This is a genomic window from Scandinavium hiltneri (genome assembly GCF_024764835.1).
In the GTDB taxonomy this organism is placed as follows: Bacteria; Pseudomonadota; Gammaproteobacteria; order Enterobacterales; family Enterobacteriaceae; genus Scandinavium; species Scandinavium hiltneri.
Window position 1 is genome coordinate 1 of the sequence record NZ_JALIGE010000072.1, and the last position, 18,510, is coordinate 18,510.

Here is an 18,510-nt window from a genome sequence, read left to right on the forward strand (position 1 = left end):
TGGCTCTTTACCACAACAGTCTGAGGTGGTTTGTATCCTCCTCCTGTAAGGCGAATACGGAAGGCCATCTTCCATCTCAGACACAGCATGGGCGGAGCCTTCCCGGTTCCGTCCTTCGTGTCACACTGTCATCGGCATGGAGTTTACCGTCGGTCAGGACATAGCCCTGAAGCGCCTCTTCCAGCGGGGACAGCAGCCGGCAGCATGCATCCACCCAGCCCGACAGTACAGAACGGCTCAACACCACACCCTGGCGGGCATAGATCTCCGACTGGCGATACAACGGTGTGTGTTCCGCATACTTTGACGCCAGGACACGGGCCAGCAGTCCCGGTCCGGCGATACCCCGCTCAATGGGCCGTGAGGGAGCCGGCGCCTGAACGATGCGATCGCACCGACTGCACGCATGCTTTTCGCGCACCGTGCGGATAACCCGGAAGGCGCTGCGCATCAGCTCCAGCTGTTCGGCTGCATCCTCACCAAGGTAGCTCAGCGAACCCCCACAGTCTGGGCAACATGACTCAGTCGGTAACAACCGCTTTTCATCATGGGGAAGCGATTCGGGGAACGGTTTACGGGTGCGGGTCTGACACAGAGGACGCTGCACCGCCGGGTCATCAACCCGGCCGGTAAGGGTATCACTTTCCTTCTGAAGCCGGGTCAGGTCAGCTTCCATCTGTGCGATACGGCGTGATATTTTTCCGGAGCGGCTACCGAAGTTCATCCGGCGGAGCTAATCCAGCTGTGCCTGCAGCTTGTCGATTTCGCGTTCTCGGTCCGCCAGCTTTTCCAGCAGGGCACGGTTCAGCGCTTCCTGTTCGGCAAGAAGACGTTTCAGTTCATCGATGTCATCGGGAAGCGGGTTGTTCATCCGGGGGATTTTACCAGGCTCATTCAGTCACGACCAGGATAAAGAGGTTTACAGCATAGTCAGGGAGGTCAGCAGTCTTTTAGGCTACCGCCAGTCGATGCCCTCGAGGAGCATCGCCAGCTGTGCCGGACTGAGGAACACTTTGCCGTCGCGGGCCGATGGCCAGGCGAAGCGCCCGCGCTCCAGCCGTTTCGTCAGCAGGCATAACCCGTCGCCAGTAGACCAGAGAAGTTTCACCTGACTGCCACTTCGGCGCGGAAGATAAAAACGTGACCCGACATCGGATCGTCTTTCAGCGCGGTCTGCACCTTTGCGGCCAGTCTGTTGAAGCCGTTTCTCATGTCGGTGATACCGGCGACCAGCCAGATTTTCGTGCCTGACGGTAGCGGGATCACTGTTTAAGCTCCCGTATCAACATTGTCAGTAAGCTTTCGCTGACAGCTCCGTTCAGCCTGAGCGTTCCGTGCCGGAAGGTGACCTCACAACTGATATTGAGTGTTTCTGGTCCAGATGCAGGCAGTGAGGATTGCTGAGTTACCGGAGCGCCATCAGCCTCAAGAGTCACAGGGAGTAACTGAGGGAGCTCTGCCGGAGGTGTTGTGGGTAGCTGGATTTTTCCCTGCCGCCAGTGCTGGCGCCATTTGAATAACAGATTGGCATTGATACCGTTCTCCAGTGCCACCTTTGATATAGACACACCGGGTTCACAGGAAGCCGCAACAAGCCGTTGTTTAAATTCTGGGGGATAATTAAGGCAGCCTTTTCGTCTGCCTGCCGTGATATTTTTCTGCATATCTGACATTTTGGTTCCCACTACTATTTTGGTGGACACCACTTTGTCGAATGCGTCAGAAAATCACCAGACGATACTGAGATGACGCTTACGAAAATCTCAATACGTTCTTCGGTTATCCGCCTGATATTCGCAAGGCCATCTACACCACGAATGCCATCGAATCGCTAAACAGCGTGATCCGACAGGCGATAAAGAAGCGCAAAGTGTTCCCGACGGACGACTCAGTGAGAAAAGTTATTTATCTGGCGATCAAAGATGCTTCAAAAAAATGGAGTATGCCGATCCAAAACTGGCGGCTGGCGATGAGTCGTTTTATTATCGAGTTCGGTGACCGCCTGAGCGATCACCTTTAATACGGTGGCAGTTACACAGAATTAGGGACAGGCTCAAACTATCTAATCTTCTGATATAGATAGACAACATCAATTAATTCTTTTATCAGTCCGTCTTCATCCGGCCAATCTAAAATGTAACGAGGATAGGTTGGAGTGTAATTTTTGGGGTTCATTACTTTAATCATTTCTTCCAGCTCACGTCTTACCTGCGCCAGAACATGAACAGATAGAGGTCCAGTCTGGCCATTCTCATGCAGCCAAATAGCATAGTTCACCTTATCAAGTGATCCTTTCAATAGTATTTCAAAAGACTGATTCATTGTAACGACCCATATTTCCAAGGTTGTAGAACAAAAATTTGGTCTGCGCCACCACTATATTGATCGCCATACCCAAATTGAGGGGAAGCATTACCACTAACCATTGTTGTACTTGGCTTTATCTGCCATTGCTTAATTCCTGTCATACCATTCCATTCAGGAGGTAGTGCCAAACCAGATCTGTTCGTCTGAGGAGTGAATGTTTCAAAAACATACTGGCCTTCTGCTCTGGCTGTTTTCCCATAATCATGAAAACGTATTCCAAACTGATTATCTCCGGCTATTTTCACAGATAAAGTGCCCGGTTCAAAAGAATCTATTATTTGTTTTCTTTCTGCTCTGCTTACATTCATAGAGCGGAGATATTCAGATGTATCTTTCACGCCCTCATAAGACGCTTCTTTAGGCGGACAACAAGCCAACCCCAGCGGATCAACCCACCCCAGCGGGTTATGCACATACCCGTAAGGATTCACCCCTCCCGCCAGCCCGCCCTATCGGGTCCGGCGTCAGGTACTGTCCCGTCTCCGTGTCATAATAACGGTGACGATTGTAATGTAAACCCGATTCTTCATCTGCGTACTGCCCCGCAAAACGCAGGTTACAGCTCAGCTTATCCGCATCATTCGCCGCCACCGCCCACTGACTGCCCCTGCCCCACAGGCTAAGCCGGCCTGCCCACGCCCTTTTCCCCTGCTCCGTCAGCAGCTCCCGTGGCGTTCCCATGTGGTCACTCACCACATAATGCAGCTTGCCCTTTTCCTGCCGCGCGACCGGCGTCAGCCCTCCCGGGGCATACAGCCAGTGGATGCTCTCCTCATATGCCGCGCGGCCATCTGCGTACAACGGCGTCTCCGCTATCAGCTGGTCACCGCTCCACTGGTATTCACACCCAACCGCCCTTGTCCCGGCTGCGATGTCTGACCGCTTTTCCTTGCGGATACGCCGCCCGAACGGGTCATACGCATAACGCCACCGCTCTCAGCTCTCAGCTCTCAGCTCTCAGCTCTCAGCTCTCAGCTCTCAGCTCACCGCCCGGGGTGATAATGTATTACATAAAAATATCGAGAAAGACCTGAGTGATCTTTCCCGAACCACATTTAAGGGTTATTCTTCATTACTCTCAATACATTATCAACAACATCATTGAGTAGGGCTTCTTCTGCCAATGTAAATCCTGTATATTGAGACATAGCTCTACATGTGGAAAGTTCTTTTAAAGTTGACTTTATATGTATCAAGTCACTTTCGGAATCTGCAATATCTTTCAATCTGGCAATAAAAAAATTAGCTGATTGTTTTTTGTTGTTTTTATTCAAACAATCTATCAATAAACTCAATGAGCTCAACAAATCTGAATCTATCACCAAGACACTCCTATTGTTTTATTTACCAAAACTTTAGGTAAATTAGATATTACTACCTGGTACCCCCTCCAGGGTAACCAGTACCTTGTGCCGCTGCCATTCCTTCGCTAACCCATGTACCTTGAGGTATTGTGAATTCAGATACATTGGTTATATTTACCCCCCAATCACTTCGTATGGCAAGGTTCTCCCTTAGCAAGCTCTCCGAACTATATTTTTGATTAGTCAACCATGAATATTTTTTACCAGTTCGATTATCTAGTCCATGATATTTGTAGAATATTTCATCCGATGATAACTTTCTATTTTGATAAAGCCCATTTTCAAACGTTTTAGCAATACTTTCAGGAAGTTCAGGACCTGGAGGAATAGGCGTTACAGCGAATGGCAGGACAGGTGAAACACGCGGAAAGATCGAGGTGATTTTTCCGCGTGTTTTCTGTATTGAATATATTTATTTTTGCATTACAAATGGTTAATCATATCAATAACTTCCTTAAAGAATTTTGTGCAGGCAACTTCTTCGCTATCATAATATTCAGGGTCGCTTCGCTCTCCTCTTTCGCTATAAAAAATAATCCACTTTCCATTTTCTTGCAGGAGACAAAGTGACTCATTTTTTTCATTATCAATTGAGTAACAATACTCCGGAATTTTGTTTTTATGCAGCACATTGATAAGTTCAATTTTGGTTAACAACACTTGCCTCCAGCTTTTTCCAGATGACCAGAATCTAAATAAGATTGCACACTGTCCTCTAACTTATATTGAGTTCCCATCCCCGTCTCTCCAAACCAAGGGGCTATTTTACTCTCAGCAACATTTGGGATTGGTTTCACCACTTTATAAACAGAATACGGTTCTGAATCCGTTCCAGGAGGTAAAGCTCGCATTGAATATGGTGTACCGTACGGAGAAGTATATTTCCCTCTTGGCAAACCATACCGATCAATAGTCGTTCCTGGTTCTAACGTTGTTTTCGTTATCGGGCCATGTGCTCCATCATTTGGAGGCCAGTATGTTACGGGTAGATTACTCAACCCCAGCGGATCAACCCACCCCAGCGGGTTATGCACATACCCGTACGGATTTACCCCGCCCAACAGCCCTATCGGGTCCGGCGTCAGGTACTGCCCCGTCTCCGTATCATAGTAACGGAACCGGTTGTAGTGCAACCCCGACTCTTCATCCTCGTACTGCCCCGCAAAACGCAGGTTGCAGCTCAGCTTATCCGCATCATTCGCCGCCACCGCCCACTGACTTCCCCTGCCCCACAGGCTAAGCCGGCCTGCCCACGCCCTTTTCCCCTGCTCCGTCAGCAGCTCCCGTGGCGTTCCCATGTGGTCACTCACCACATAATGCAGCTTGCCCTTTTCCTGCCGCGCGACCGGCGTCAGCCCTCCCGGGGCATACAGCCAGTGGATGCTCTCCTCATATGCCGCGCGGCCATCCGCGTATAACGGCGTCTCCGCTATCAGCTGGTCCCCGCTCCACTGGTATTCACACCCTACCGCCCTTGTCCCGGCGGCGATGTCTGACCGCTTTTCCTTGCGGATGCGCCGCCCGAACGGGTCATACGCATAACGCCACCGCTCACCGCCCGGGGTGATAAACTCGCTCAGCTGGCTGTGCGCATTCCACCGGTAACGCCACCGCTGTGGTCGCCAGCCATCCCGGCACAACCGCTTCTCTGTCAGTCGTCCGGCGGCGTCGTACCGGTATTCACAGTCGCCACGGCTCACCACCCGCCCGGCCTGCTGTTGCTGGCTGATGCGTTGTTCCGCCGCCAGTACCGCCCGGATATTCAGGTTCGCGTCGTACTCAAACCGCTCCTCCGCTGACCCCGCCCCGTCCGGCATCACCCGGGTTATCTGGTCGTTCTGGTCGCAACTGAACTGCGCGTTACCCCACAGGCCATCCTCAATGCGCCGTACGTTATACGCCCCGTCATACGCCCAGCGCCGGTTCACCACGCTGCCGGTCATCTCACTTCCGTCCCCGCCCAGCAGATGCCTGAACTGCACCGAGTCTCGTCCGGCCGCCTGCACCTGCAGCATCCCCGTCGGGGTATAACCCTGCGCCTGAATAAAACCCGCCCGGCTCTGGCGCAGATGTTCCCGGCCCGCCGCATCGTAGCTCAGCGACAGCGGGCTGAAATCCCCCACCTGCAGGGCGCTTATCCGTCCCCCCGTATCGTATTCGTAACCTGACGTCAGCCCGCCGTAGGTCCGCGACAGGGCACGCTGTGTCCGGTCCTCCCACTGATGCGTGACCGTCTGCCCGTTGAGTCGTTCGCACACCTGACGCCCGGCCGCGTCATACTCAAACTCCACCAGTGCGTCATCGTTCTGCGCCCGTATCATCCGCCCCTGCCGGTCATACCCGTACTGCGTGACGGCAAGCAGCGTGGACTGCGTATCGCCGCCCTGCCACACCTCCTGGCGTATCAGTTCATCCCGCAGGGAGTAGTGCCAGCGGACAATCCGGTCGTCCGCATGCCGCGCCCCCGTGCGCCGCCCCGCGGCGTCGTACTCATACTGCACGCTGCGCCCGGTAAAATCCGTCTCACGGACAAGCTGCCCGGCCGCATCCCGCTCAAGCTTATAGATTTCACCGCCCGCGCTGGTCACCTGCTTCAGCCGCGTCAGCGAATCATACTCAAAGCGCAGCGTCTTCCCGTCAGGGCGGGATCATGAAAATCACTGAAGGGTGTATTGTGCTAATGGCAGATAATATTGAGACGCAGGAATTGAGGGAGCAGCTTTATCAGGCGCGGCAGATGATGAAGGGAATGCAGGATGCGCTGGTTTGGTGTAGTGAACGCAGCGGCAAAATATCAACAGGGAAATTAGCCGTTCCCATAACCCGTGGCCGCTGCGCTGTGAGTGCGCGACGGGCGCGGGCTGACGAAGCTCACAGGGTGCACCGCTGCCAGACCGGTTTTTGATTTTGCATGACCGCACAGAACCGAGGCGGGTAGCGGAAGCTGGCGAGGCGTATCGGGTATACCGAAATGTCCTGCCCCATTTAACTATCCTAGTAACGAAACGATTGGTGCAACACGGTTTACTGTCAGTGTGTGGACTGCGGCACCGCACAGCGAGTCGGTCAGACTGACCATGCTGCCACACTGTTCGCAAGTAGTTCTTGATATTATATTAAGTTATGGAATTAACTATGCGAGGGGTTAAATATTCTTTGCCCTTTGCAAGGCGCCAAGTCGTTTATTTTAGCGTTGGTATTCCGCTCGACAAATATTAATGCCTCATCAATGGTATTAAATTAAATGATTTCCTCTCTGAGATATTCTTCGGAAGACATCATGGATTCTAATATTTCATCAACATAGACTTTATATTTTCCCTCCCATTTTTGCAACCCGACAGAAGACCAGCAGACCTTGTCTTTATTTAAGAATGAAAATCTGCATCCTACCTGAAAACCATTGGAGATCTTGTTTAATAAGCTGTCTCTGTTCATTGATTACCTGTTATGTTAATTACTACTTTTACACCATCGCTACGTTTTATGTTTATATGAGGGTAGTTTCCGTGATCGTCATTTGGACCATGTCCTCTCACTCTTCCTGTTGAAGGATCAACTGAATAATCTTTGTGATATGCCCCTCCTTCTTTAAAACGATCCATTTTCCTTTTTTTCTAAGGCCAACGGCGTCCTCTGGACCAACGCCATTGACTTTTTGATAGTCAGGGAAAGCCGCTTTGAGCAACGCATCAGCATCCTCTTTATAAATAGTTTTCTGAGGTGAAAGAGTCGAGATTATTTCCGACTCTTTCATTTGGTAATTTATTTAATAGGGTACTCAGGTTCGTCATAATGTTGAAAAATAAAAACATCTTCTACACTACATTCGGGATAGATCCATTTATCCCAGTTATCCAAAATCCATTGATATTTAATAGACCTACAACTTGTCGATTCACACTCTCTAGGCAACCTAACTAATATCAGTCCTGCTTTATGTCCAGTAGATACAACTAAAGCATGCTCGGAGTCCTCATCAGGCATACTCACCACAAGTAAATCCACAGTTTTCTCATAAGGCCAAAAAGATGGAAACCTGAAAACACAGCCTCTCGATATCGTCTCTGATTTATATTCAATAAGTTTAATCATTATTTAACCACCACATCATGCCCACCACTTTTATCAATGCTATCTTGAATGGGGTTTTGCCCCATATCAATTTCCCCAATATGCTTACCATTCTTTTTACTTAACTGTTCAAACCGACCATGTTGAGTATCCACTGAATAATAATATCTATCATCCTGATAAATCGTGCGTCCTCGATTTTTATTTTCTATATTTTTAGCACGCGCCCAGCCATTTTTATTAGCTACACTTTCAGCCATGTTTCTAACAACCGGTACTCGTTCATTTGCAGGGAGTTTGACCAGACTCTGTTCAAAATTATCAACAGTTTGCCCATTGGGTAAGAGACAACACGCCAGCCCCAGCGGATCAACCCAACTCAGCGGGTTATGCACATACCCGTACGGATTTACCCCGCCCAACAGCCCTATCGGGTCCGGCGTCAGGTACTGCCCCGTCTCCGTGTCATAATAACGGTGCCGATTGTAATGTAAACCCGATTCTTCATCTGCGTACTGCCCCGCAAAACGCAGGTTACAGCTCAGCTTATCCGCATCATTCGCCGCCACCGCCCACTGACTGCCCCTGCCCCAGAGGCTCAGCCGCCCTGCCCACGCCCTTTTCCCCTGCTCTGTCAGCAGCTCCCGTGGCGTTCCCATGTGGTCACTCACCACATAATGCAGCTTGCCCTTTTCCTGTCGTGCGACCGGCGTCAGTCCTCCCGGCGCATACAGCCAGTGGATGCTCTCCTCATATGCCGCGCGGCCATCCGCGTATAACGGCGTCTCCGCTATCAGCTGGTCACCGCTCCACTGGTATTCGCACCCCACCGGCCTTGTCCCGGCGGTGATGTCTGACCGCTTTTCCTTGCGGATGCGCCGCCCGAACGGGTCATACGCATAACGCCACCGCTCACCGCCCGGGGTGATAAACTCGCTCAGCTGGCTGTGCGCATTCCACCGGTAACGCCACCGCTGTGGCCGCCAGCCATCCCGGCACAACCGCTTCTCTGTCAGTCGGCCGGCGGCGTCGTACCGGTATTCACAGTCGCCACGGCTCACCACCCGCCCGGCCTGCTGTTGCTGGCTGATGCGTTGTTCCGCCGCCAGTACCGCCCGGATATTCAGGTCCGCGTCGTACTCAAACCGCTCCTCCGCTGACCCCGCCCCGTCCGGCATCACCCGGGTTATCTGGTCGTTCTGGTCGCAACTGTACTGCGCGTTACCCCACAGGCCATCCTCAATGCGCCGTACATTATACGCCCCGTCATGCGCCCAGCGCCGGTTTACCACGCTGCCGGTCATCTCACTTCCGTCCCCGCCCAGCAGATGCCTGAACTGCACCGAGTCTCGTCCGGCCGCCTGCACCTGCAGCATCCCCGTCGGGGTATAACCCTGCGCCTGAATAAAACCCGCCCGGCTCTGGCGCAGATGTTCCCGGCCCGCCGCGTCGTAGCTCAGCGACAGCGGGCTGAAATCCCCTACCTGCAGGGCGCTTATCCGTCCCCCCGTATCGTATTCGTAACCCGACGTCAGCCCGCCGTAGGTCCGCGACAGGGCACGCGGTGTCCGGTCATCCCACTGATGCGTGACCACCTGCCCGTTGAGCCGTTCGCACACCTGACGCCCGGCCGCGTCATACTCAAACTCCACCAGAGCGTCATCGTTCTGCGCCCGTATCATCCGCCCCTGCCGGTCATACCCGTACTGCGTGACGGCAAGCAGCGTGGACTGCGTATCGCCGCCCTGCCACACCTCCTGACGTATCAGTTCATCCCGCAGGGAATAGTGCCAGCGGACAATCCGGTCGTCCGCATGCCGCGCCCCCGTGCGCCGCCCCGCGGCGTCGTACTCATACTGCACGCTGCGCCCGGTAAAATCCGTTTCACGGACAAGCTGCCCGGCCGCATCCCGCTCAAGCTTATAGATTTCACCGCCCGCGCTGGTCACCTGCTTCAGCCGCGTCAGCGAATCATACTCAAAGCGCAGCGTCTTCCCGTCCGGGCGGGTCAGCCCCATCAGCAGATCAAACTCCCCGTACACATAACGGGTGGTTTTGCCCTCGCCGTCCGTGAAACTCGCCCGGCGTTTTTCACTATCGTAGCCAAGTCGCTGCGTTACGCCGTCCGGCAGATTAACCTGCGTCAGGCTGCCCTCTACGCAGGCATGCGCTTCAGAATGGGTATACCGGGTGAGATGCCCCAGCGGGTCAGTGGCGCTCAGCACCCGCCCGAACAGGTCCTGTTCAAGCCGGGTGCCGGCCTTGTCGGGGGTTGGAGTCGAATTCGCGTTCAGTCCAGCTAGAAACGCTCACAAATAAAAATCACTTCAACTTTTCATATATTTCTTTCTATGTGATTTTTAGCAAATCCGAAAATTTCGCATCAATATCTTTAACATTTATTGGTTCAAACCAGTAGATTATTTTAATTGAAGCATCTGTTGAGATATCACTGTATTCAATAACATCGACAAGTTCTAATCCCAACCTATCATTATCAATGCCTTTTAATTCCCACGCCAATTCAATTTCATTATCATAAATATCATTTTTCACAATCAACGCCATTAAATGTAATAATATTATCGGCATTTTGCGGCACCATATCTTCTTTACCACCCACGCCTTCACCAGCCCGCGGAGCCGGGCGAGTAACAGTACTTGTACCAAGCTTAATTTTCGCCTTCACAAGAAAATCACTACGATCAACATTATTCTATGGGATACTACATCTATTTTCATAGCCTGGTTTATTCGGATCTTTTAAAGCCCAAAGTTGTGCACTTGTTGTTTCACTTTTACCTATAGAACCTATTCCATAAAGAGTAGAACCACTCTCAATATTTGCTTTGACAGCCAAAACCTCAGCAACCTCTGACTGAAACGCAAAGAGCGCCGCTAAAGCGGTGCTCAAGGGGGATAAAGTTAAGATAATCGAAAAGGTTGGAAGATATGAGAATATTTTCGATCCTTTAAATTAATATAAGCCCTCGATTGTCGGGGGAAAAACCAACAGGCCAAATAGTTTTTTCGTTAAAGAGCGCCTCATCAAAACTTGCATTATCAAATCGTTGCATACCAAGAAAATTGGCCCCCCTTAAATCCGCACCATTAAATTCAACACCAAATACATCGGCTTGGGAAAAGTTTGCATTTCTCAAATCTGCTTTAAAAAAACAAGCACCTGATAACCTTGCGGAAGAAAAATCAGATTTTGTCAACACTGAATACTTCAAATAGGCATTCATTAATAATGCTTCAATAAAAACAGCCTCGTGTAAAAAGCATCGGGAAAGTTCCGCACTTCGTAGATTAGCTTTTACAAAGCTAGCCTTATATAAGGAAAACCCATCAAAAATGGCCGCATGCAATTGATTGCCATCAAAATTCGCTCTATCCAAGCTATCAAGATTAAACTCTTGTGTATCGTTGGTCTTAAATTTAATGGTTATCATTAATAATTCCCCCAGTCAAAATCATCCACTGTAGTAGATGACATCGGTTTTATATTTGGTACCTGGCTTGGTGATAAAGTGCCTGGGGATGTTTCTGGCATCTTCCCTGCAACTTTACCTGCTACATATCGATGATTTCCCTCAACAACAACATTACCATCAACTTTAATTGGAGGAGCGACATCACCTTTGAGTAATCGATCTACGTAACGTTGAATGGCCGGTAGAGAAACGTCACCTTGCAGCGTTTGCATTGTGTCGTCTTTTAAAACATCTCGAATCATATTAGATGTTACATCAGCACCAGTTTTAGGCGGACAAACGCAAACCAGCCCCAGCGGATCAACCCAACTCAACGGGTTATGCACATACCCGTACGGATTCACTCCTCCCGTCAGCCCTATCGGATCCGGCGTCAGGTACTGCCCCGTCTCCGTATCATAGTAACGGTGCCGATTGTAATGTAAACCCGATTCTTCATCTGCGTACTGCCCCGCAAAACGCAGGTTACAGCTCAGCTTATCCGCATCATTCGCCGCCACCGCCCACTGACTGCCCTTGCCCCAGAGGCTCAGCCGGCCTGCCCACGCCCTTTTCCCCTGCTCCGTCAGCAGCTCACGCGGCGTCCCCATGTGGTCACTCACCACATAATGCAGCTTGCCCTTTTCCTGTCGTGCGACCGGCGTCAGCGCTCCCGGCGCATACAGCCAGTGGATGCTCTACTCATGTGCCGGGCGGCCATCCGCGTACACCGGCGTATCCGCTATCCCTGAAACATCAGTAAGAATATCTGCACCAGCAACTGCGGGATATCAACCCGGCAAACAAAAATGCTAAATCAACGTTGTATAAAATGGCAGGTTAAATAACAAAGCAGGAAAGAACGTAATCGGTCATTCCTGTCCAATCATCATATAACGAAGCTTAATTAAGTAGATCATTGAAAGTATGAAATAGATACAACAACTCTTTCAGGTCATTGAATTCATTTCTTTTATTTATAAGATAATCCCCGGTATCCACTTTAATTATTTCTGACATACAGCTTTTATCATCCCAAACAGTAAATCTGGCAATATATTTATCAGTGTCAACATCGATAACCACACTATCGGATAGTTCATTGTGATTAACAATGCACCTGTAATTGGTGTTTACCAATACCCAATCATTGAAACTCAGCAGCATTTTATTATTACCCCATCAATTTTATTGCCTAATACCTTAATGTTTTGCGCTGTTGGCATTTCAGGAACTGGCAAACCTTTACGCTTAGCAAGACGTCCTTCAATAGAATCAGGCCCGACAATTTTTGCCCATCCTTCATTTGTAGGAACTAATGATGATTCGGGAACATCGAATTCGACATACATTGCTCCATTTTTGGCTTGTTTTCCAAATGCATTAATATCCGCGGGAGAAGCAACATGGGTGGTTCCTGTAGAACTTTGCATAACCCGCCCAGTTTCAGTCATTTGTTTGTATTCTTCTGGTCCCATCCATCGACCAACAGTGACACTTTTAAGCCCCAGCGGATCAACCCACCCCAACGGGTTATGTACATACCCGTACGGATTTACCCCTCCCGCCAGCCCTGTCGGGTCCGGCGTCAGGTACTGCCCCGTCTCCGTGTCATAATAACGGTGCCGATTGTAATGTAAACCCGATTCTTCATCTGCGTACTGCCCCGCAAAACGCAGGTTACAGCTCAGCTTATCCGCATCATTCGCCGCCACCGCCCACTGACTGCCCCTGCCCCAGAGGCTCAGCCGCCCTGCCCACGCCCTTTTCCCCTGCTCTGTCAGCAGCTCCCGTGGCGTTCCCATGTGGTCACTCACCACATAATGCAGCTTGCCCTTTTCCTGTCGTGCGACCGGCGTCAGTCCTCCCGGCGCATACAGCCAGTGGATGCTCTCCTCATATGCCGCGCGGCCATCCGCGTATAACGGCGTCTCCGCTATCAGCTGGTCACCGCTCCACTGGTATTCGCACCCCACCGGCCTTGTCCCGGCGGTGATGTCTGACCGCTTTTCCTTGCGGATGCGCCGCCCGAACGGGTCATACGCATAACACCACCGCTCACCGCCCGGGGTGATAAACTCGCTCAGCTGGCTGTGCGCATTCCACCGGTAACGCCACCGCTGTGGCCGCCAGCCATCCCGGCACAACCGCTTCTCTGTCAGTCGGCCGGCGGCGTCGTACCGGTATTCACAGTCGCCACGGCTCACCACCCGCCCGGCCTGCTGTTGCTGGCTGATGCGTTGTTCCGCCGCCAGTACCGCCCGGATATTCAGGTCCGCGTCGTACTCATACCGCTCTCCCGCTGACCCCGCCCCGTCCGGCATCACCCGGGTTATCTGGTCGTTCTGGTCGCAACTGAACTGCGCGTTACCCCACAGGCCATCCTCAATGCGCCGTACGTTATACGCCCCGTCATACGCCCAGCGCCGGTTCACCACGCTGCCGGTCATCTCACTTCCGTCCCCGCCCAGCAGATGCCTGAACTGCACCGAGTCTCGTCCGGCCGCCTGCACCTGCAGCATCCCCGTCGGGGTATAACCCTGCGCCTGAATAAAACCCGCCCGGCTCTGGCGCAGATGTTCCCGGCCCGCCGCATCGTAGCTCAGCGACAGCGGGCTGAAATCCCCCACCTGCAGGGCGCTTATCCGTCCCCCCGTATCGTATTCGTAACCTGACGTCAGCCCGCCGTAGGTCCGCGACAGGGCACGCTGTGTCCGGTCCTCCCACTGATGCGTGACCGTCTGCCCGTTGAGTCGTTCGCACACCTGACGCCCGGCCGCGTCATACTCAAACTCCACCAGTGCGTCATCGTTCTGCGCCCGTATCATCCGCCCCTGCCGGTCATACCCGTACTGCGTGACGGCAAGCAGCGTGGACTGCGTATCGCCGCCCTGCCACACCTCCTGGCGTATCAGTTCATCCCGCAGGGAGTAGTGCCAGCGGACAATCCGGCCATCCGGGTGCCGGGCCCCCGTGCGCCGCCCCGCGGCGTCGTACTCATACTGCACGCTGCGCCCGGTAAAATCCGTTTCACGGACAAGCTGCCCGGCCGCATCCCGCTCAAGCTTATAGATTTCACCGCCCGCGCTGGTCACCTGCATCAGCCGCGTCAGCGAATCATACTCAAAGCGCAGCGTCTTCCCGTCCGGACGCGTCAGCCCCAGCAGCAGGTCAAACTCCCCGTACACATAACGGGTGGTTTTGCCCTCGCCGTCCGTGAAACTCGCCCGGCGTTTTTCACTATCGTAGCCAAGTCGCTGCGTTACGCCGTCCGGCAGATTAACCTGCGTCAGGCTGCCCTCTACGCCAGCATGCGCCTCGGAATGGGTATACCGGGTGAGATGCCCCAGCGGGTCAGTGGCGCTCAGGACCCTCCCGAACAAGTCCTGTTCAAGCCGGGTAACGGCCTTGTCGGGGGCGGTCAGGGTGGTCAGCTGATGCCGGGCATTGTAGCCATAATGCCACGCGGCACCGTCGGGCTGATACTCACTCAGGCACTGACCCTGCGCGTTATAGTCCCTGACGGTCACCAGCCCCTGCGGGTCGGTCCGGCTGACCTGTCGCCCCTGGTCATTCCACGTAAACTGCCAGCATTGTCCGTCGGGCTGCGTGACCTTCACCACCTGACCGGCGTCGTTGTAGTCATAACGCACCGTGTCACCCGCGGCGTTACTGACCTGTATCACCTGTCCATAAGCGTTGTAGCGGTAGTCGGTGTTGCGCCCCAGTGCGTCGGTCTCACGCACTTTATTGCCATGGTCCCACAGCGTCTGCGTGACACGGCCCAGCGGATCAGTGACCCGGGTTACCCGCCCTGCCGGATTGTATTCGTACACCGAACGACCGCCTTCGCCGTCGAGATACGTGGTTCGCCGGTTACGTTCGTCATAAATAAAACGGTCACAGAAATAGCCGCCTTCACCGCGCACGGCTGTCACCCGGCCTTTGGCGTCATAGCGGTAGCGCACATCGCTTTTGTCGGTATCGTGCCAGCGTAGCATGTATCCCTGCGCATCGTATTCATGCCACAGATGGGTAAACTGGAACGTGCGGCACTCTGCCAGCCGGCCACTGTCATCGTAATGGCTCTCTGCCAGCCACTGCTGTTGCGCGCCCTCGACCCGGGTAATACCGCTCAGCCGGTTGTGCCGGTACTCCAGCACGATGTCATAGCCGTCACTGTGCGTCAGGCGCACCAGACGTTCCCCTTCATAGCAAAACACAATCCGGTTCCCGGCGGCGTCATGCAGCCCGGAAAGCCGGCGGCGGGCCCGGGGTTGTGACTCAAAACAGAGCGTCAACTGGCTTCTGCGGTCAAAAATATACAGCGCCCCGTGGCGAGTGCCGTACAGACGGTAATGGGCCTGCTGCAGATTCAGCGCATCCACCGCCTCACCGCGGGTGTAATAGCTCAGCCGGGTGCCCTCATGATTAGTGAAGTGAATTTCATCTTCAGTAAGCAATAAAGACTGCGACCAGTTATCGCTCCATTTATCACCAAACAAACCGCTCTGTGACGAACGGGAGCGGTAGACACGCGTCAGCGTCAGGGGGAGGGTGCCCGGCAGGTCAAGCACCGGTAACACCTGCAGTAAATCGCCACTGGCGACATCCACCGGGTCACTGGCACAGGTCCCGGTCTCAATATCGTTATCCCCGTCTTTCTTATCCGACGTCGACGGGCTGGCGTTTTCATCTGCTGCCGTTTTGCCCTCAGCCTCTGTTTTCCGGGGAAGCACCGTGGCCCCGGGCTCAGCCGCATGCGCCGCTTCTTTTTCCGCGCCTTTCGCCATGCCCTTTGCCGCTGCCGCCGCCGTCTCTCTGGCGGCGATTTTACTGAGCACACTGGTGAGGCCTTTAACAAAGCCCACACCATCTGCGATGCCCATCCCCAGTTGGATGGCCACATCCCCGGTATGTTCGGCCGGGGTATTCAGCGTCGCCCTGGCGCTGTCAAAGTTCACATCTGCAACATTATCCTGCATGGCCTGCGCGGTCTGCATCATCTCCGCTGCCTGGCCGGGGTTGCCGAGGGCACCGGTGAGGGCGGCTTGCTGCATCATTTCACCCGATGCCTGCAGGGTCGCCCCCTGAGCAAAAAGCCCTCCAATATCAAGTGCCATATTCCACACGCTTTTCCCTGCCCCCAGCGCGGCCATCTCCGGGTGTTCGATGGCATCAGGAATGCCGTCCACCGCTTCCCCCGCCCAGTCCGTGAATTCTGACCAGATGCCCTGCTCTGCCGGGGTTTCAGGGACCACTGCCGGGTTAGCCTCTTTCGCCACAATATTACGGGCTTTCGGCATCTGCGTGATTTTGCCAAGGGTGTTACCGGTGCCGGTTGTGACCGGCCCTGATGCCACAGGCTCCGTGCGGGGCCCGTCAGCCAGTTCGGGTAAATTAAGCCGGGGATGGTCCTGTCTGAATTGCTCGTACTCCTGGGGTGTCCATGAGTCCACATCGTCTGGTGCACCATTGTTATAGTGGGTAATCACCGAAACATAATCATCAGCCTTCGTTCCCTGAACCGTGCTGGAGGCAATGGCGTTGTAATAAGCATCTTCCTGAGCCGCCGTCGGGAGATTGGTGCTGACGGTGATATCATCGTTAGTCATAACAATTATTTCCCGTTCATCCAGAATTTATCGCCATGGCGCAGGACCGCACGCTTCCCTGCCCTTACGGTTGTACTGTGCTCCAGCGGATAGCACTTCCCTCCGACCGTACCGCTCTTTATGCCTTTAGCTACGCCGGGCTGGTCCCCGATGGTGGACGGAATAAAGCTCTGATTCATCACCACAACCGGACACGCATTGGCTTTTACTGAGGGAACTTCCTGGACAGCACTGCCCAGACGGGCAATCACCGGATACGGGATTGGGGGGGTAGAGGGCCCCATTGGGGTTTTACAGACATCGGGGGTCAGACTGACAACAATCCATTCGCTATTTTTGCGTGCCATATAATTTTCAGCCATGTCAGAAAACCTTTTCTGCAGAGGATGTCGCGCCGAAGCACATCGGATAAATGCGCCCGGGAAGCTTCTCAGGATCGGTTTCAAATCGCGCTTCCATCACGCGAGCCGGGACACTGGCAGAGATGAGATAACGCCAGCAAACCGTGACTTCCCGCCTCTCTGAATCAATATGCAACGTGTCTATCTGCATGCGCTGCGGTAGCCAAATGCCATTTTTCATTCGCAGCAAAATAAACGCGACATGATCCGGGAGCTCAAATTGTAATGCTCCATCGGGGGAGACCCCTTCCAGGTTCACCGACAGCGGCAGTGTTGGGTAAGGAATTTGCTGTTCCGAAGGCGCACAGTTCCAGTAGCGGAAATCAAAATCTGCGGGCAGATACGGTTGGCGTGCTGCCAGCCACTCTTCATCATAGGTGCCAGCCAGCGCCAAACGGGGTTGCCATGCACGCCCTAGCGTTCCCAGCCCAATGGGGTGAAAACAAGGCGCGTTGAGATCGGAATTACCCGCAATTTGTGCGGCAAAGTCTTCTGCCATGAGGGGGTGTTGCGGATCAAAAATTCGGGGGGCCGGGTATCGTTTTGGCTGTTTTGCCCGGGCATACCATGGCGCGATAAAGCCCCGTCCTAACGGATTGTGCGCGCAGGCCTCATGCGCCAGTGGCGTATCCGGTGCCTGTGGATGCTGGGCTTGTTGTTCCGCCGTCAAAAGCGCAGACCCGGCTATTTCACCCGTTATTTTTTCGTGTTTTTCAAGGCGATTCTCACCACCAAACGTCCCTTCCCAGCGCAGAGGATAAGAGACAAAGCGTTCCGGCTGGCTTAGCGACCATTGCTGAGTTAACACATGTTGCTCAAAATAGCGCTCACCCGTGACCATCAGTTTTCGGGACAGTAACGATGCGCCTTCTGCGTTTTTTATCACTATGCTGACCGGTATTTCGGTACAGGGGTGACGCTGTGCAGACCACGCAGTGGCATTAATAATGACATCACAAACCGGTTTAAACGGCGCGAGATCGCTTTCCTGCAACACAGATGAGGCATTCACTTTTTCGCTAAACTCATCCTCCAGGCAAAGCGGGACAGCATCATCATCCCGCACCCGAAGCTGATAGCCTCCCCGCCCGGTAGGTTGAAGTTGGTAGCCGACTTTCATTACCACAACATGCTTTTCTTCGTCACTGGCATCCAGCATCGCGTACTGCATGGCTGCAAAAGGTGTCAGATTGCGAAATTCCATTTCCGTGTC

15 protein-coding genes and 8 pseudogenes are annotated in these 18,510 nt (G+C 53.2%); 2 read left to right on the top strand and 21 right to left on the bottom strand.

The features are described from left to right. Window positions 1-94: 94 nt before the first annotated feature. The 3 genes and pseudogenes from MUU47_RS08860 to tnpA all read right to left on the bottom strand — a co-directional run. Window positions 95-871: pseudogene (locus MUU47_RS08860) on the bottom strand (IS66 family transposase); the annotation flags it as partial. An 84-nt stretch (window positions 872-955) separates the two neighbouring features. Further along, window positions 956-1,266, bottom strand: a pseudogene (tnpB, locus tag MUU47_RS08865) (IS66 family insertion sequence element accessory protein TnpB). Further along, entirely contained in the window at window positions 1,263-1,673 is a 411-nt protein-coding gene (tnpA, locus tag MUU47_RS08870) for an IS66-like element accessory protein TnpA (protein ID WP_258987812.1), read from the bottom strand. Before tnpA ends, tnpB begins: the two are co-directional and overlap by 4 nt. An 80-nt stretch (window positions 1,674-1,753) precedes the next feature. On the opposite strand from tnpA, the pseudogene MUU47_RS08875 reads away from it, so the two are divergent. Beyond that, window positions 1,754-2,020, top strand: a pseudogene (locus tag MUU47_RS08875) (transposase); the annotation flags it as partial. Between the two features lie 38 nt (window positions 2,021-2,058). Here the strand turns inward: MUU47_RS08875 and MUU47_RS08880 are convergent. The 7 genes and pseudogenes from MUU47_RS08880 to MUU47_RS23640 form a co-directional block, all read right to left on the bottom strand. Then, the gene (locus tag MUU47_RS08880) at window positions 2,059-2,322 is read right to left on the bottom strand and encodes a hypothetical protein (RefSeq protein ID WP_258987813.1); all 264 of its coding nucleotides are present in this window, start codon (window positions 2,320-2,322) and stop codon (window positions 2,059-2,061) included. Further along, window positions 2,319-3,210 (bottom strand): annotated as a pseudogene (locus MUU47_RS08885) (RHS repeat-associated core domain-containing protein); the annotation flags it as partial. The gene MUU47_RS08880 and the pseudogene MUU47_RS08885, both read right to left, overlap by 4 nt. 212 nt (window positions 3,211-3,422) lie before the next feature. Next, a complete protein-coding gene (locus tag MUU47_RS08890) occupies window positions 3,423-3,689 on the bottom strand; it encodes a hypothetical protein (RefSeq protein ID WP_258987814.1) in 267 nt (88 codons plus the stop codon). A 465-nt stretch (window positions 3,690-4,154) separates the two neighbouring features. Continuing rightward, window positions 4,155-4,391, bottom strand: a complete 237-nt coding sequence (locus MUU47_RS08895) for a hypothetical protein (protein WP_258987815.1) — start codon at window positions 4,389-4,391, stop codon at window positions 4,155-4,157. Beyond that, window positions 4,382-4,729: a TNT domain-containing protein gene (locus MUU47_RS23580; protein ID WP_445326634.1), complete on the bottom strand. Its 348-nt coding sequence runs from the start codon at window positions 4,727-4,729 to the stop codon at window positions 4,382-4,384. Before MUU47_RS23580 ends, MUU47_RS08895 begins: the two co-directional genes overlap by 10 nt. Next, window positions 4,712-5,587, bottom strand: a pseudogene (locus MUU47_RS23585) (RHS repeat domain-containing protein); the annotation flags it as partial. The pseudogene MUU47_RS23585 and the gene MUU47_RS23580, both read right to left, overlap by 18 nt. Window positions 5,588-6,019: 432 nt before the next feature. Beyond that, window positions 6,020-6,319: pseudogene (locus MUU47_RS23640) on the bottom strand (hypothetical protein); the annotation flags it as partial. 62 nt (window positions 6,320-6,381) lie between these two features. Here MUU47_RS23640 and MUU47_RS08905 point away from each other — a divergent pair. Further along, window positions 6,382-6,636: a hypothetical protein gene (locus tag MUU47_RS08905; RefSeq protein WP_258987818.1), complete on the top strand. Its 255-nt coding sequence runs from the start codon at window positions 6,382-6,384 to the stop codon at window positions 6,634-6,636. 630 nt (window positions 6,637-7,266) lie between these two features. On the opposite strand, the gene MUU47_RS08910 is transcribed toward MUU47_RS08905, so the two are convergent. The 11 genes and pseudogenes from MUU47_RS08910 to MUU47_RS08955 form a co-directional block, all read right to left on the bottom strand. Continuing rightward, complete coding sequence (locus MUU47_RS08910; protein ID WP_258987819.1) at window positions 7,267-7,488, bottom strand: hypothetical protein; 222 nt, start codon at window positions 7,486-7,488, stop codon at window positions 7,267-7,269. An 8-nt stretch (window positions 7,489-7,496) separates the two neighbouring features. After that, window positions 7,497-7,826: an Imm45 family immunity protein gene (gene imm45 / locus MUU47_RS08915; RefSeq protein ID WP_258987820.1), complete on the bottom strand. Its 330-nt coding sequence runs from the start codon at window positions 7,824-7,826 to the stop codon at window positions 7,497-7,499. Between the two features lie 326 nt (window positions 7,827-8,152). Then, window positions 8,153-9,787: pseudogene (locus MUU47_RS08920) on the bottom strand (RHS repeat-associated core domain-containing protein); the annotation flags it as partial. Between the two features lie 367 nt (window positions 9,788-10,154). Continuing rightward, window positions 10,155-10,361, bottom strand: a complete 207-nt coding sequence (locus tag MUU47_RS08925; RefSeq protein ID WP_258987823.1) for a hypothetical protein — start codon at window positions 10,359-10,361, stop codon at window positions 10,155-10,157. Further along, window positions 10,351-10,494, bottom strand: coding sequence for a hypothetical protein (locus MUU47_RS08930; protein ID WP_258987824.1), 144 nt, complete (start codon window positions 10,492-10,494; stop codon window positions 10,351-10,353). Before MUU47_RS08930 ends, MUU47_RS08925 begins: the two co-directional genes overlap by 11 nt. 283 nt (window positions 10,495-10,777) lie before the next feature. After that, the gene (locus MUU47_RS08935) at window positions 10,778-11,260 is read right to left on the bottom strand and encodes a pentapeptide repeat-containing protein (RefSeq protein WP_258987825.1); all 483 of its coding nucleotides are present in this window, start codon (window positions 11,258-11,260) and stop codon (window positions 10,778-10,780) included. Then, window positions 11,260-12,027 (bottom strand): annotated as a pseudogene (locus MUU47_RS08940) (RHS repeat-associated core domain-containing protein); the annotation flags it as partial. The pseudogene MUU47_RS08940 and the gene MUU47_RS08935, both read right to left, overlap by 1 nt. 157 nt (window positions 12,028-12,184) lie before the next feature. Then, the gene (locus MUU47_RS23590; RefSeq protein ID WP_445326633.1) at window positions 12,185-12,448 is read right to left on the bottom strand and encodes an immunity protein TriTu family protein; all 264 of its coding nucleotides are present in this window, start codon (window positions 12,446-12,448) and stop codon (window positions 12,185-12,187) included. Continuing rightward, window positions 12,439-16,896: a TreTu family toxin gene (locus MUU47_RS08945; protein ID WP_258987826.1), complete on the bottom strand. Its 4,458-nt coding sequence runs from the start codon at window positions 16,894-16,896 to the stop codon at window positions 12,439-12,441. The genes MUU47_RS23590 and MUU47_RS08945 overlap by 10 nt, the downstream gene beginning before the upstream one ends. 5 nt (window positions 16,897-16,901) lie before the next feature. After that, window positions 16,902-17,258, bottom strand: a complete 357-nt coding sequence (locus tag MUU47_RS08950) for a DUF4150 domain-containing protein (protein WP_258982068.1) — start codon at window positions 17,256-17,258, stop codon at window positions 16,902-16,904. A 1-nt stretch (window position 17,259) separates the two neighbouring features. Further along, on the bottom strand, window positions 17,260-18,501 hold the full coding sequence (locus MUU47_RS08955) for a DUF2169 family type VI secretion system accessory protein (protein ID WP_258987827.1): 1,242 nt from the start codon (window positions 18,499-18,501) through the stop codon (window positions 17,260-17,262). Window positions 18,502-18,510: the final 9 nt, after the last annotated feature.